Annotated in this window: 10 protein-coding genes; 2 read left to right on the top strand and 8 right to left on the bottom strand. The window is 40.6% G+C overall.

From position 1 onward, the window contains the following. The first annotated feature begins 153 nt into the window (after window positions 1-153). Together WA256_RS11680 and WA256_RS11675 are read left to right on the top strand one after the other, a co-directional pair. Window positions 154-2,340 carry an OsmC domain/YcaO domain-containing protein gene (locus WA256_RS11680; protein WP_335991632.1) on the top strand — a complete coding sequence of 729 codons (2,187 nt, stop codon included), beginning with the start codon at window positions 154-156 and terminating at the stop codon, window positions 2,338-2,340. 182 nt (window positions 2,341-2,522) lie between these two features. Next, complete coding sequence (locus tag WA256_RS11675) at window positions 2,523-3,242, top strand: hypothetical protein (RefSeq protein WP_335991628.1); 720 nt, start codon at window positions 2,523-2,525, stop codon at window positions 3,240-3,242. A gap of 8 nt (window positions 3,243-3,250) precedes the next feature. Here WA256_RS11675 and WA256_RS11670 read toward each other — a convergent pair whose 3' ends face one another. From WA256_RS11670 to WA256_RS11635, 8 genes are all read right to left on the bottom strand, one after another. After that, window positions 3,251-3,637, bottom strand: coding sequence for a hypothetical protein (locus tag WA256_RS11670; protein WP_442961434.1), 387 nt, complete (start codon window positions 3,635-3,637; stop codon window positions 3,251-3,253). A 74-nt stretch (window positions 3,638-3,711) separates the two neighbouring features. Continuing rightward, a complete protein-coding gene (locus tag WA256_RS11665) occupies window positions 3,712-4,116 on the bottom strand; it encodes a hypothetical protein (protein ID WP_335991621.1) in 405 nt (134 codons plus the stop codon). A 198-nt stretch (window positions 4,117-4,314) separates the two neighbouring features. Further along, window positions 4,315-5,208: a sialate O-acetylesterase gene (locus WA256_RS11660; protein WP_335991617.1), complete on the bottom strand. Its 894-nt coding sequence runs from the start codon at window positions 5,206-5,208 to the stop codon at window positions 4,315-4,317. 60 nt (window positions 5,209-5,268) lie between these two features. After that, window positions 5,269-7,668 carry a glucan 1,4-alpha-glucosidase gene (locus tag WA256_RS11655; RefSeq protein WP_335991612.1) on the bottom strand — a complete coding sequence of 800 codons (2,400 nt, stop codon included), beginning with the start codon at window positions 7,666-7,668 and terminating at the stop codon, window positions 5,269-5,271. 12 nt (window positions 7,669-7,680) lie between these two features. After that, a complete protein-coding gene (locus WA256_RS11650) occupies window positions 7,681-9,165 on the bottom strand; it encodes an MFS transporter (protein ID WP_335991609.1) in 1,485 nt (494 codons plus the stop codon). Next, window positions 9,158-11,032 (bottom strand): alpha-amylase family glycosyl hydrolase, encoded by a 1,875-nt coding sequence (locus WA256_RS11645; protein WP_442961433.1) that lies wholly within the window; start codon window positions 11,030-11,032, stop codon window positions 9,158-9,160. Before WA256_RS11645 ends, WA256_RS11650 begins: the two co-directional genes overlap by 8 nt. 94 nt (window positions 11,033-11,126) lie before the next feature. Then, the gene (locus WA256_RS11640; RefSeq protein ID WP_335991604.1) at window positions 11,127-12,977 is read right to left on the bottom strand and encodes a glycoside hydrolase family 13 protein; all 1,851 of its coding nucleotides are present in this window, start codon (window positions 12,975-12,977) and stop codon (window positions 11,127-11,129) included. Window positions 12,978-12,979: 2 nt separating this feature from the next. Continuing rightward, window positions 12,980-14,476 (bottom strand): tryptophan halogenase family protein, encoded by a 1,497-nt coding sequence (locus WA256_RS11635; protein ID WP_335991602.1) that lies wholly within the window; start codon window positions 14,474-14,476, stop codon window positions 12,980-12,982. Window positions 14,477-14,520 lie beyond the last annotated feature (44 nt).

The raw sequence follows: 14,520 nt of genomic DNA, 5'->3' as shown, positions 1-14,520 counted from the left end.
CAACCACAAACTTATTGCATTAAAATTAGTTTTTTTTCGATTTACCCAAGACTATTACTTCGAAAAAGCAGATAATTACGCCTATTATGTTGAAAACGCTTATCTGGCAAACAAAGCTTTAGATAACAACGCGCACAAAGGTGGAATTTTTTAATGGAAATTAAAGTTAATTTTCTCGACAATCTCAGACTTGAAGCCAAGTTTGATGATTTTTCAGTCATTGCAGACCAACCTATTCGCTATAAAGGTGATGGCACTGCACCTAGTCCATTCGATTACTTCTTAGCATCTTCTGCATTGTGTGCGGCTTACTTTATTAAAGTGTATTGTAATTCACGCGATATCCCGACAGATGGTATCCGTGTTGCGCAAAACAATATCGTTGATCCAGAAGACCGCTATAACCAAATTTTTCAAATTCAGGTTGAGTTACCAGAAAGCCTTTCTGAGAAAGACCGCACGGGTATTTTACGCTCTGTTGAGCGTTGTACAGTAAAACGTGTTATTCAAACTGGCCCAGAATTTAAAATCGATACTGTTGAAAGCATCGAAGCAGACGCGCAAGCAATGTTGATGGCAAAACCAGGTGATGACAGTAATACCTTTATTTTAGGTAAAGACTTACCCCTTGAAGAAACCATCGCAAATATGACGGCCATCCTTGAAGAGTTAGGGATGAAAATCGAAATTTCTTCTTGGCGTAATATTGTGCCAAATGTATGGTCACTTCATATTCGTGATGCAGCCTCACCAATGTGTTTTACCAATGGTAAGGGTGCAACTAAAGAAAGCGCGCTATGCTCAGCTTTGGGCGAGTTTATTGAGCGCTTAAACTGTAACTTCTTCTATAACGATCAGTTCTTAGGCGAAGACATTGCTAATGGCAAGTTTGTTCATTACCCAAATGAAAAGTGGTTTGCTCTGACTGATGATGACTCTCTACCTGAGGGTATTTTAGATGACTATACCCGTGAAATTTATAATCCAGATGGTGAGCTATGTGGCTCACACTTAATCGATACTAACTCTGGAAATAAAGAACGTGGTATTTGCTCTATTCCTTATGTTCGCCACTCTGACGGTGAAACAGTTTACTTCCCTTCAAACCTAATTGAAAACTTATTCTTAAGTAATGGTATGAGTGCTGGTAACAATTTTGCCGAAGCAAAAGTACAGTGTTTATCTGAAATTTTTGAGCGTGCAGTTAAGCGCCAAATCATTGAGCAAGAAATTGTTTTACCAGACGTACCTCAAGAGGTGTTAAACAAGTACCCAGGTATTGTTGCGGGTATTAATGGTCTTGAAGAACAAGGTTTCCCTGTTGTAGTAAAAGATGCCTCGCTAGGTGGTCAGTTCCCAGTGATGTGCGTAACACTCATGAACCCTAAAACAGGCGGTGTATTTGCTTCTTTTGGTGCGCACCCAAGCTTTGAAGTTGCTTTAGAGCGCAGCTTAACTGAGTTATTACAAGGCAGAAGCTTCGAAGGCTTAAACGATGTACCTAAGCCAACGTTCAATAGTATGGCAGTTTCTGAACCGGAAAACTTTGTAGAGCACTTCATTGATTCAACGGGCGTGATCTCATGGCGCTTCTTCAGTGCTAAACACGATTATGAGTTTGTCGAGTGGGATTTCTCTGGTAGCAATGAGGAAGAGACAGCGAGCTTATTCGGTATTTTAGAAAGCTTAGGTAAAGAAGCTTACATTGCTGAGTTCTCAGATCTTGGTACCGCATGTCGTATTTTAGTGCCTGATTACTCAGAAGTGTATCCTGTGGAAGACTTGATTTGGGACAATACCAATAAAGCACTTAATTTCCGCGAAGATATCTTAAACCTACACCGTTTATCAGAAGATCAACTTGCTGATTTAGTTGAGCGCCTAGAAGAAAGTGAACTAGATAACTACATTGACATCATCACATTAATCGGTATTGAGTTTGATGAAAACACAGTATGGGGTCAGTTAACGATTCTAGAGCTGAAGCTACTTATTTACTTAGCACTTGGTGATTTAGAAGCAGCAATGGAGCTTGTTGAAGCATTCTTACAGTATAACGACAATACCATTGTTGAACGCGGCCTATTCTACCAAGCAATGCATGCAACGTTAGAAGTTGCACTCAGCGATGACCTTGAGATTGAAGATTACATTCATAGCTTCACCCGTATGTTTGGTCAAGAAACGATGGATGCAGTCGTTGGCTCAATCAACGGCGATGTAATGTTCTATGGTTTAACAGAAACCAGCATGAAACTTGAGGGCTTAGACAGGCACCTTCGTTTAATCGAAAGCTACAAAAAGCTACACACTGCTCGCGCTAAAAAAGCAGGATTATAATCAGGTAAATCGAGCTGTAAGCAACCAACTTACAGCTCCATCCCTTTGTTTACTAGGTAAATTAATTAATACCTCAATAAAACACTTAGATTTTTATGTATTTGCACTGTAAGCCCCCTACCTTGTCCAGTTCTGTTTAAACTGATAAATTTCGCTCAAGTTTCACCCTATCGATTTATTAAATGGACTTAAAAGACTTCATTACAGCCCCTCTTATCCTGCTTGTACTGTTTTGCTCTCACCCTTGTTTTGCAAAAATAACAATTGGTGTATCAAGTGAAAATGGCGAGTCATTAAAGTACTCACGCAAACAATTTCACGGTGAATTAAAATCAGCCTATAGCTGCGTTATCAATCAACTTGATAGCAACTACGACGTAATCACTGTACCGCAAGCACGGCTTATTAAAATGCTGCAAAACAATGAAGTTGATATTGCCATGCCACTTTTATTGTTACCACAGAGAGAGCTATTTGCGACTCGCTCAGCGACAATTTATCAAGTTGGATATGAGCTGATAAGCCACAGTACTAACCCAGATTTGAGTATCGAGAATTTACGCAGACAGGCAAACTTGAATGGTATCGTCTATAAACGCGGAACTGGGGCACGTACCTTAATGCTTAAATATTTAGGCATTGATAAAAATGAATCGATAAGCCATGAACATCAAGTTAGTACATGGCAACAAGCTGTTGATTTTGTGGCTAAGAACAGAGCTGGTATAACAGCCCTACCTAGTGTGATTGCAAAAGATATCGAGCCTCACCACTTTGATGGCATTACACGCATTAAAATGCCCGACCATCAATTAGGGCTTTATATGTCATCACATTTTGCCAAAAGCGCTGAAGCAACTGCTATCAACGATGCATCAAAAACCTGTAAAGAAGTTAGATAAACGATAGATTATTTAGTTTTAAGCTCGGCTAAACGACTTTCAACTTGTGAACGCTCTTGCACTGTTAGCTCGCCATAAAACTTGGGGTATGGCCAGCCATAACCCCAGCGAAAGCTAGTAGGTAAAAAAGGTGTTCCACCCACTCTAACACCGGCAAGCATCAATACTGCAATTTCTTGCTCACCCACCTTAGCAACACATTTTTTTAAATCTATATCAGCTTGCTCACGTTGCTTGAAAGTACCGCCTTGCCAATATGCAAGATCATGGGCTGTACAGCACGCCAACCATAAGTTTTTATGTTCTATTGTTCCATCAGGAAAAGAACTGCAACCATCTGTAGTGAAGGGTTTAAGTTCAGCACAACTGGAAATAGAAGCATGAAAAAGTAACATCAAACCTAGGATAACGTTAGGATAATTCGCCACAGTCCAGACCTTAAGTAACGAGATGGAAATAGTAAAAATTTTTAATATTCAACTTGGTACGCAAACCCATCACAACTCAGCGCTTTTTGGCAATCAGTATCTGCATGAGCACTGATATAACACTGTCCATAAACAATCGCGTTGCCACCCCTTTGCTGTACTTTACTTTTAAGAGTGTCTTGGAGTTGACTTCTAGAACCATCAATATCATCAAACGGACCCGCTTGTGGTAAATGCATATCACTTTCTAATTGGCAATAATAGCTCGAAACCTGGCCAAGAAATGTTGCTCTGTGGCTCACTAATTGGCGTTCTGTAAATACTTCAACATTGTGACCTCGGACTGAAGTTTCAACATCACCAAGTACATACTCACCCACGTTTGTATTTATTGCACAAGAACACAATAAACCAACACTCAACAAAGTAGATAAAGCCTTGAACATATTTTCACCTTCCCTGAATTAATTGTTCAGCTACAAATTACACCAAATAGTAATGGCTTTTGTTTACTAAACTAAAGATAAGTTATCTTATCGTACCCGTATAAGGAAATCACAATTAAATTGTAAAAAAGTGCAAAACAAAAAACCGCCGAGGTTAATTCGGCGGTTTAATTATTTAAGTAGTTATTTAAAAGAAGCTTACTTAGCTAATGTTTCGGCTGCTTTTTCTGCAAAAAGGTTACCTAGTTTTATATAGTAATTACTTTTATAGTGCCATTTATCTTCAATGAATTCGACAGGCTCATCAAAGGCGACTAAATGAGCATTAGCATTTGATTTAACATACTTTTTCTGAGCATCCCATACACTCTCTATATATGGCATCATGCGTGTTTGAGGTGTTTTACCAGAGTCTTCGATTCTGCCAAGTATGATTGGTAACTCTTTATTGCCAAAAGTCATCTTCATATCATTCATCAGGCTTGTTAAATTAGCTAAATAAACCTTAGATGCTTGCTCATGATAGGCATCTGCCTCACCCTGCATCCAAATGATCCCTGCTGGGACTAAACTATCGGCTTCACCATCACCATCTATATCATTGTTAGCTAACGCAGCTCTTACGGTAGTTTGAAAGTTATCCCATTGGTTGATCTTGGTGTTGTCAGCATAGTTCTGCCCCCACGTACCAAAACCAGATGCCCCAAGCGCAATAGATGAACCACCACGCGCATATTTAATAATGGCTATTTTCTTATCTGTGAGCTCAGATAAGCGTTTACCAAAACTCAATTCAGGACCAAACCTTTCAGATAAAATAATTGAATGATCTGTCGATCTTGCGCCTGTTCCAAAACCAGGCATTAAATTAGTCCAAACACCTTTACCACCATTTAATGCATCATCAGCAACAGGGTTACCAAAAAAGAGTAAGGTATTTTCAACTGGTTTTTTATACTGCGCAGGTAAATCTTTATTAAAGCCAAATCCTTCCATATTTGATTGGCCACCCATAAAGTAAAGCAAGTAATCATCCGCTTTACTTTGCGTACTTACTGCTAATAGAGCACATAAAGCTAGTTTTTTTAACATTATTTTTCCTTTTGCCAAAAGCAACATGCCCAATAAATATTGGGCATGTTAATTACGTTTTTACTTCAATGCGTCTTCAACAACTGGGTAATGGTCCCATACATGTTTATCGCTCACTGAACGGAGTAACTTAATGTATTCAGCGTGAGTCCAAGCCAGTGGTGTGGCAGAGTTTGTACCCTCACCTAGCTGATAGCCTGCTTTATTGTTGCCTACGCCATCCCAAACTTGTTCAGGTAACATCATGCCTTCATTGGCAAATGCTTCCATACCTTTTACATAGGTGTCTTTAATCGCTTGTTGCTTCATCGCATCAAGGCTATTAGTTGCGTTTGCAGCAGCGATTTCATAGTGACCACGTTCACCTGTGAAAAACGGCCATACACGACCACGTTGACCAGGGGTGTTGTTACCACCTTCGGCATAGTTGTTACCTGTCACTTCATCTTCACCGTAACCATCGTTACCATAGCGACGGTAACCAGGGAATGAACCTGAGCCATCAGCAAAATTAAAGGTGTAACGCACTTGCAGATTATCGACTAAGGTTTCGTCATCGTATTCTGGTAATGTTTTTACAATGCTTGGCGCAAGTGCATCACGAACACCATAACGTACAAGCTCTAAGAAACCACCATCAAGGATTTGCTTTTTATCAAAGCCTTCACGGCCATTATTGGCGTTAAGTGTGGTTGATGAGTTTGGATCTTTGTCTTGACCGATACGAATGAAATATTCACCATCGCTGTTTTCAGACTTAAGGTTACCTTGAGTCGTAAACATGGTGCTTTCAATTTCACTATTGTAGGTTTTAGCCGTTGCTAAGTAACGCTCTGCATTTTTAGTGTCACCTGCTTTTTTAGCAATATCAGCAGCTGTCACAAGGCCTGCAACAACCGCAGCCGTTGTTGATGGTGAAAAACCATTTTGTTCTTCCCAACGCTCTTGTTGCGTAGCAGGCGGTGTAATTTGTGTGTCATTCCAAAGAATTTTCGCAAGACCACCATCAACTAAGAAATCAGCAGCTGGTTTTAACATTTTGCCATACCAATCTGTCAGCTCTTGATCGCTAAGTACGCCAGCTTGATGTAGTTTCCACGCTAACATGATTGGCATTGCTGTTTGGTCAAGCTGAACACCTACCCACTCAAGCTCACCATCAACATGCGTCTTTTGTAAGAACCAACCCGTGTCACCACCATTGCCTGGCGTGTTATCTGTTACTTGTACTTTTTCTAGATATTCAAACGCCGTTTTAGCAGTACGTGTATCACCCATGGCCATAAATGCCATTGCTACTTGATAGAAATCACGTACCCAAACCGCTTTATAACCGGTAGACCCTGTTTTAGCTGATACTGTTTCACCCCAAGGGTTAGACAGTGACGCAATTAAAGCACCGGCATGAGTTTTATCTTCTTGCGCTTTTAACACCATGGCGCTGATATAAAGCAACTTACCATTATCTGCGGTGCTGTTAGTTAATGTGCTCAAAGGTTCAAGGCTTGCTAAGTAGTCTTGCCAACCAATTGCAGCACCTTCACCGTTATATGCAGCAAGTACTTTTTGGTAGCCTTGGTTTAAACTTGTTTGGCCTTCTTTTAAGCTTGCAGCTTCAGAGTTACCAAAGCTTAAAGCTAAATCAAAGGTGGTGTTTTTTGATACTTCACCAAGCTCTGCAAGTAAGCTTACATTACCCGACTTATCACCGGTATTTTGGTAAGTCGTTGATAGTGATTGCGATGTTTTTAACTCTTTTAAGCCATCACTTACCCCCGTAAAGCCAACGCTTGCTTGCTTAAATGGTTTAGCGGCTTGTAAAGATAAAAAGTTATCATCTTGCCAAGCAACTAGACCCTTATCAGTCACTTTTGCAAAATCATCTAAGCCGTTGTTATCAATGTAAGGGTTTACATTAACGTAGGCTTTTACACCTTCAAGGTCTGTATTAAATACGCTACGAACAAACAATGTTTGGCCATTTGGATCTGTAAAAATATGCTTTTCTAAAGTGAAACGACCTTGTTTATCTTTACTAACGACTTTGTAAGCAAGCGATAATGGGCGACCAGCGTCGTCTTTGTATAAATAATCAATGCTTACATCAAGATCATCGCTCTCTGTAACGGTAAAGTCTTTACCAACTATAACAAACTGCATATCTTTGATTTGTGCTTGGTGAATTAAACCAAACATGGTTTCTGTGATCATGCCTTTCGCGATTGAAAACCAAACTTTTGATACTTTGCCGGTAGCAGCTGCGTCGCTATAGTGGCCGTCTTGGTATTGCTCGTAAGATGTACCAATACCTGTTTTACCTGAGTATGCCCAAAAAGGTTCAACACCCGGAGCTCCTGGCGCAGACACCTGCTCAACTGATGTATTAACTGATTGCTCTGAACTACAAGCTGTTAAACCTAACGCTAAAAAACTTGCGGTAATAAGATTAAATTTTTTCATGGTGTGTCCTTATTATTGTTGCTTAACGCGCAGTACAGCGACCGCTGCTAGTACGAATGACACTGCACCTAGCACTAACGCATAAATCGGTTGATTATCAAAAAAGTGACGTAAAATTAGGCCTAATACGCTTGCCGCTAAAAGCTGCGGAATAACAATAAAGAAGTTAAAGATACCCATGTACACACCCATTTTTTTACTTGGTACTGAGGTACTTAACATTGCGTATGGTAAAGATAGAATTGACGCCCAAGCAAACCCTACTCCAATCATTGGCCAGATCAGTAAACTTGGATCTTTGATAATAATGAAGCTGACCAGACCCAATGCACCTAGCACTAGGTTGATAGCGTGAGCCATTTTTAGCCCTACTTTTTTAACGATAACCGGAATACACAGTGCTGCAATGGCAGCAAAACCATTGTAAGCGGCAAATAATACACCAACCCAATCTGCACCGTTATTGTAAGCAAGAGAGCTTGTATCACTGCTGCCGTAGTGGAAGCTAGTTACTGCCGATGTGGTGTAAATCCACATTGCAAACAATGAGAACCAGCTAAAAAATTGTACCCAAGCCAATTGTTTCATCGTTTCTGGCATAGTGAATACATCATTCACAACTTGATAAAAGCCACCACTGGTTGCGTTTTTAGCCTTTAAAGCACCAGCAATAAACTGAATAACACCAAAGCTAATCAAACCACCAGCAAGTAAATAAAGCTCTTTTTCAAGCGATAGACCCGTAACAATACCAAGTACTACTAGACCAAGAACCGTAAAGATTGCAGCGCCTTTGTTAAAGTTTACATCACTTTGAACATCGCCCGAGTCATCGCTTTGCTCTTGTTCATGAAAGCTTTCAAGTTCTTCTGGAGAATATTCTTTAGTAGTAAAGACAGTCCAAAACACAGCAATAATTAAAACTACTGCGCCAAAGTAAAACGAAAATTTTACAGAATCTGGAATTTGCCCTGCAGGTGCAGTATTAGCAATATCGAACCAGTTAGTCATCACCCAAGGTAATGCAGACGCGACAACCGCACCAACACCAATGAAGAAGCTTTGCATTGCATAACCAGTTGCACGTTGCTTTTTCGGTAAGTTATCACTGACAAGAGCACGGAATGGCTCCATAGTTACGTTAATTGACGCATCCATGATCCATAACATACCCGCCGCAATCCACAGGCTTGGTGAGTTAGGCATAATAAATAACGATAACGTCGTTAAAATAGCGCCATAGAAAAAGAACGGACGACGACGACCTAACTTATTCCATGTTTTATCACTCCAATAACCGATGATCGGCTGAACAATAAGGCCTGTTAATGGTGCTGCAACCCAAAGAATTGGAATATCATCAACATTGGCACCTAAGGTTTGAAAAATACGGCTTACATTACCGTTCTGTAATGCAAAGCCAAATTGGATTCCAAGGAATCCAAAACACATATTCCATATTTGCCAAAAGCTTAGCGTTGGTTTGTTATTATTCATAGTCAGCCTTTAAGGTAAATACTGCACTGCTTAAGCCGTTCAGTTGTAATTGAATTGGCGCCTTTGTAGATGCCTCAGGAATCACAATGTCGGCATGATTTTCTAGGTTATCAGTAAACGTTAAACCACTGTGGTTAAGCTTAGGTAACAACGCTTGGTTAAGAGTAAGCTCAACATTTTGTGGGTTTTCTGAAAAGTTACTTACTACAAGCACTAGTTGTTGACCTAGCTTGCGCGTAAAAGCAATCACTTGCTCTGAACCTGTCAATTCAACCGCTTGCATGTCACCGCCAACAATTGCAGGCAGTGTGTTTAATGACATTAACTTGGTGTAGTAAGCGCGAAGATCAGCTTGCTGCTTTGAAAGCGCACCGCCATCGAATTTACCATTATTCATCCACGCTTGATGTGCAGGTACACCCATGTAGTCGAAAATGCTGGTACGCGTTGGGTCACCAAAACCACCGTCTTCAGAGCCATCTTCACCAACAGCTTGACCAAAATAAAGTAAGGTTGGCGAACGCGACATTAATGTAGAAACCACCATAGCTGGCTTACCTTTTTCACTGCTACCAGCGAAATCCGGGCTAGCAATGCGTTGCTCATCATGGTTTTCTAAAAAGTGCAGCATGTGCTCTTCAATATCAGCCACTTGGCTTTGGATATCGAAAATAGTATCCGCTGATTGCTTGCCTTGCATCACAGCTTTAACCGTGTCGTAAAAACCGACTTTGTCGTAAAGGTAATCCATCTTACCTTGTTGGATATATGGGCGGTAAAGCGTTGGGTTATAAACCTCTGCCAGAATAAAGGCATCACTTTTTTGCATCTTGATTGATGAGTTCAAAAAGCTCCAAAACTCAACAGGCACCATCTCGGCCATATCATAACGGAAGCCATCGACACCTTTATCTAACCAATAAAGCGCGATATCGCGGAATTTATACCAGCTATTTGGTAAGTCTTTATCCTGCCAAAAGGCGTAGTGCGCACGGTAATCTTTATCAGCGTAATCATCCGGTAGTGTTGGGAAGTCGTAGCTGCCATCTGGTTTAACACCGTAATTGATTTTAACTGTTTCGTACCAATCATTAATGTCAGGTTTAGCGGCACGGGCCCCATTACCCGTCCATTTTGCTGGGGTTTCGGCAAACTGATTATCAGCAAGAGGATGCGGGTTACCACCTAACACTTGGTAGCTATCGCTGGTAGGAACTTGAAATGACTGCCCTGTTACATAGTAAAAGTTATTATCGCGAGCATAGGTTTTCGTCGTGTCATCTTCAGCACCAAAATCCTTTACGCCTTCAGGCTTGGCGACTGACTCGTAATTACGCGCTACGTGATTTGGCACAATATCAATAAAAACTTTCATACCGTGCTCATGAGTACGATTAATTAGCTCCACAAACTCTTCTAAGCGGCGCTCAGGGTTAATTGCTAAATCAGGATTAACATCGTAGTAATCTTTCACCGCATAGGGTGAGCCTGCACGGCCTTTTACAACATCAGGGTCATCTTGTGACAAACCGTATTCGGTATAGTCAGTTACTAAAGCATGACGCGGTACACCGGTATACCAAACATGTGTCGTGCCTAGCTCTTTAATGCCTTGTAATGCTGCATCATTAAAATCAGCAAATTTACCTACCCCATTTTCTTCTAATGTGCCCCACGGTTTATTGGTGTTGTTAGTGTTACCAAATAATCGAGTGAATACTTGGTAAATCACAGGCTTAGAGATAGCTGCTTGGCTAGATTCTGATTGCTGCTTTTGCGTGTTCTGCTGTACTGGCGCATCGTTACCACAGGCAGTTAAACCTAAAACAGAAGCCACTACTAACGCAGTTAGTTTGTATGTTGTCATCATTACTTCATTTTTCTGTAAATATCAGTTCATACTAATGTTAAGGGCTGCATACGGACAGTAAATGCATACGTATTCAGCCTATTAGTTGCAATTATTCAAGCTCGATTAAGCGTGCTTGCATAGCTTTTAAGCGGATTGGCGATGCAAGATCAACGCGTTTTTCGCTGATTAAATCACGTCCTTTATTATTGCCTTTCAGCACTTCTTGCATGTAGCTTAAATCCCAATCAATGGCTTGTTGGTTTTTGTTAAGAACAACCAATACAGTTTGGCCATTGTGCTCCCTCACATAGCTGTAAACGCCTTGCTTGGGTGAAAAATGCATTAAACGACCTTCGCTTAACGCTGGTTTTTCTTGGCGCAGCTTAAGCAGTTTTTTCATGCTAGCTAACATCTCTTGCTGATCAGCTGAAAGCCCCTCACCTGTGAAGGCATTTGCTTTTTGACCTTTAAACCCACCTGGGAAGTCAATACGAATATCACCGTGATCATTACTAGGTGTGTTATCGAGCAGCAGTTCAGTGCCGTAATAAATTTGTGGAATACCGCGAGTTGTTAACAGCAGCGTCATGGCTAATTTAGTTTTTGCGAGGTCTTGACCCAGCTCAGTGTAAACACGGCTCATGTCATGGTTATCTGCAAACACTAAAATGTTATCTGTATCAGCATATAAAAAGTCATTCGCCAGCGATTGATATACTTTTACCCAACCTGTATTCCAGCTTTCTTCTTCGTTAAGTGCTTGGATTAATGCCTCTTGTAATGAAAAGTCCATCACACTTGGTAAATCAGAGGTATAACCATCTTGATTGACTTTACCGCGCTGCCAATAAGAAGCAATTGCTGGGTTAGTTGTCCACTCTTCACCGACAATATTAAAGTTTGGATACTCGGTCATAATCGCTTTAGTCCAATCGGCTAAAAATGCTTTATCTGAGTATGAATAGGTATCAACACGAATGCCGCTTAAGTTGGCGTATTCAATCCACCAAATGGCATTTTGAATCAAATACGTTGATAGTAACGGCTGGCGCTGATTTAAATCAGGCATCGACTCAACAAACCAACCATCGTTAAATTGACGTTTGTCGTATTGGCTTGCGTGAGGGTCTTGGATTGTTTGTCTGGCGTGACTGGTTGCATTTTTACCGTTTTCAAACTTGCCATCAAAGTTAACCCAATCAGCTGTTGGCATGTCACTCATCCACTGATGTGATGAACCAAAGTGATTAAGTACCATGTCCATCACTAAACCGATACCATGCTCTTTCGCTTCCGCAGATAAGGTTTTATAAAGCGCATTGCTACCCATGCGCGGATCAACTTTGTAAAAGTCAGTAATAGCGTAGCCATGATATGAATAGTTTGGCATATCATTTTCAAGTACAGGTGTTAACCAAAGTTGCGTCACACCTAAGTCCTCAAGATAATCTAGGCTATTGATAACACCTTGAATATCTCCACCATGTCGACCTCCTTTAAAACTTGGGTTTGCAGCCTCCTTCATACCAGCAACGGTGTCATTGTTTGGGTCACCATTTACAAAGCGATCAGGATTGATTAAATAAAGCGTATCTCTATTTGTAAAGCCATGACGATTGGCACTTTGCTTATCACGGGCATTTAATGGGTAAGTAAATTCTGTGCCATCTTTAGCTTTAAAAGTCAGTGTTCCCGCCTTTGCATTATCGCTAATGGTTAAATCTAAAAACGCGTAATTAGGGTTATTCGTTGTTGTCACCCCTTTAAACTCAACGCCTTTGTAAGGCTTCATTTGCCACGTTTTGTTAGCAATATTGTTATCGTAAAGCATGACTTGTAATGAGTCATTTTGCATCCCTACCCACCAGTTTTCTGGTGACGCAGTAATAGCAAAACTTGCTGTTGAGTTAAAAAGTGTAAATGCGGTCGTTAGCGCTAAAAATGATTGTGTTTTTTTCATAGTTAATTTTGTACTTTTTCTAAGAATTGACTGTGGGTCGGCAGCTGCTCGACAGTGCTGTTAATCAAGGTTTTTAGATTGCTAAATAACTCATTTAATTGCTCGTCTGATAACGCATCAGTTAATGGATGGTGATCCTCTGCAATTAGCCCTTGCCCTATCATCACTTGCTGCCACGCAACTTCGGCAAATAGCTCATCGTCTTCTCTAATGAGCTTTCCGCTGGTTTTAAATAGCTCAATTTTCTTTTTAAGACTGCTTGGAATATCCATGCCTTTACAAAAACGCCAAAACGCACTGTCATCACGCTCTGTAATTTTGTAATGAAGAATAATAAAGTCACGAATTCGCTCAAATTCTGTTTTACTTTGTTGATTAAATTCATCCACAAGGCTTTGTTTAATACCTTGATGAGGAAAAAACTTAATTAAACGAATGGCTGCACTTTGAATTAAATGAATACTGGTCGATTCTAATGGCTCTAAAAATCCGCTCGATAAGCCAACTGATACTACATTTTTATGCCACTGTTTTAAGCGACGACCTGTTTTAAACTTAATAACGCGGGGCTCTGTCAGTGGTTTAGCAGGTAGGTTTTCTAAGAGCTGTTGCTTTGCCGCTTCATCTGATAAGAAACGAGAAGAATACACAAGTCCGTTGCCTACACGATGCTGTAATGGAATTTGCCACTGCCAACCCGAGTCTCTTGCAATTGAACGTGTATAAGGAATTGCATCAGAAGCTGATTCACTTTGCACCGCAATCGCACTATCACATGGTAACCAATGTGACCAATCTTCAAAGCCGGTATTAAGAGTTTGTTCTATTAATAAAGCACGTAAACCGGTGCAATCAATAAATAAGTCGCCGTCTATTTGCTCGCCATTTTTAAGTAGCAAAGATCGAATATACCCGCTTTCATGGCATTGGTTAACCGATTCAATTTTGCCTTCAATGCGTTTTACGCTTCGTGATTGCGCTAATTCCTTTAAGAATTCGCCATATCGAGTGGCATCAAAATGGTAGGCATAATGTAAGCCCGCCAACTGAGTGTTAGGAATGTGCTTGAGGTGAGCAAATTTATGAGCTTTTGCAGCTTGATAATTAAGTGAAAAATCCCAAAAATCAGGCGCATTATTAGCTTGATTTGCTTTTAACCAAAAATGATAAAACTCACAAAACGGAAAATCTTTACCTATCTCACCAAAGGCATGCATATAGCTGTGGCCTTGGCTGCGCCAATTTTCAAACTCGATACCAAGCTTAATCGTGGCACCAGTAGCCTTAATAAATTCTTTTTCAGAAATGCCTAACGCACCATTAAGATGCAAAATAGGTGGGATGCTTGCTTCGCCTACACCAACAGTGCCGATCTCTGCTGACTCTACCAGCGTGATATCAATTACTTTGCCCAGCACTTTATTAAGTAATGCAGCAGTTATCCAACCAGCAGTACCACCACCGGCAATCACGACCTTGGTTATTTTTTTTGTTTCCATAGTACACCTAACGCCAATTTCAATTCATTGAGTGTAGCTCACTG

Source organism: Pseudoalteromonas sp. CH_XMU1449-3, assembly GCF_037027245.1.
GTDB lineage: Bacteria > Pseudomonadota > Gammaproteobacteria > Enterobacterales > Alteromonadaceae > Pseudoalteromonas > Pseudoalteromonas shioyasakiensis.
Note: the sequence above shows the minus strand (reverse complement) of the source record. Positions and strands in the feature narration are given on the sequence as shown.

Bases quoted from the DNA above. Each gene is read 5' to 3' on its own strand.
- WA256_RS11680 (WP_335991632.1), top strand. From the start codon at position 154: ATGGAAATTAAAGTTAATTTTCTCGACAATCTCAGACTTGAAGCCAAG.
- WA256_RS11675 (WP_335991628.1), top strand. From the start codon at position 2,523: ATGGACTTAAAAGACTTCATTACAGCCCCTCTTATCCTGCTTGTACTG.
- WA256_RS11670 (WP_442961434.1), bottom strand. From the start codon at position 3,637: ATGTTACTTTTTCATGCTTCTATTTCCAGTTGTGCTGAACTTAAACCC.
- WA256_RS11665 (WP_335991621.1), bottom strand. From the start codon at position 4,116: ATGTTCAAGGCTTTATCTACTTTGTTGAGTGTTGGTTTATTGTGTTCT.
- WA256_RS11660 (WP_335991617.1), bottom strand. From the start codon at position 5,208: ATGTTAAAAAAACTAGCTTTATGTGCTCTATTAGCAGTAAGTACGCAA.
- WA256_RS11655 (WP_335991612.1), bottom strand. From the start codon at position 7,668: ATGAAAAAATTTAATCTTATTACCGCAAGTTTTTTAGCGTTAGGTTTA.
- WA256_RS11650 (WP_335991609.1), bottom strand. From the start codon at position 9,165: ATGAATAATAACAAACCAACGCTAAGCTTTTGGCAAATATGGAATATG.
- WA256_RS11645 (WP_442961433.1), bottom strand. From the start codon at position 11,032: ATGACAACATACAAACTAACTGCGTTAGTAGTGGCTTCTGTTTTAGGT.
- WA256_RS11640 (WP_335991604.1), bottom strand. From the start codon at position 12,977: ATGAAAAAAACACAATCATTTTTAGCGCTAACGACCGCATTTACACTT.
- WA256_RS11635 (WP_335991602.1), bottom strand. From the start codon at position 14,476: ATGGAAACAAAAAAAATAACCAAGGTCGTGATTGCCGGTGGTGGTACT.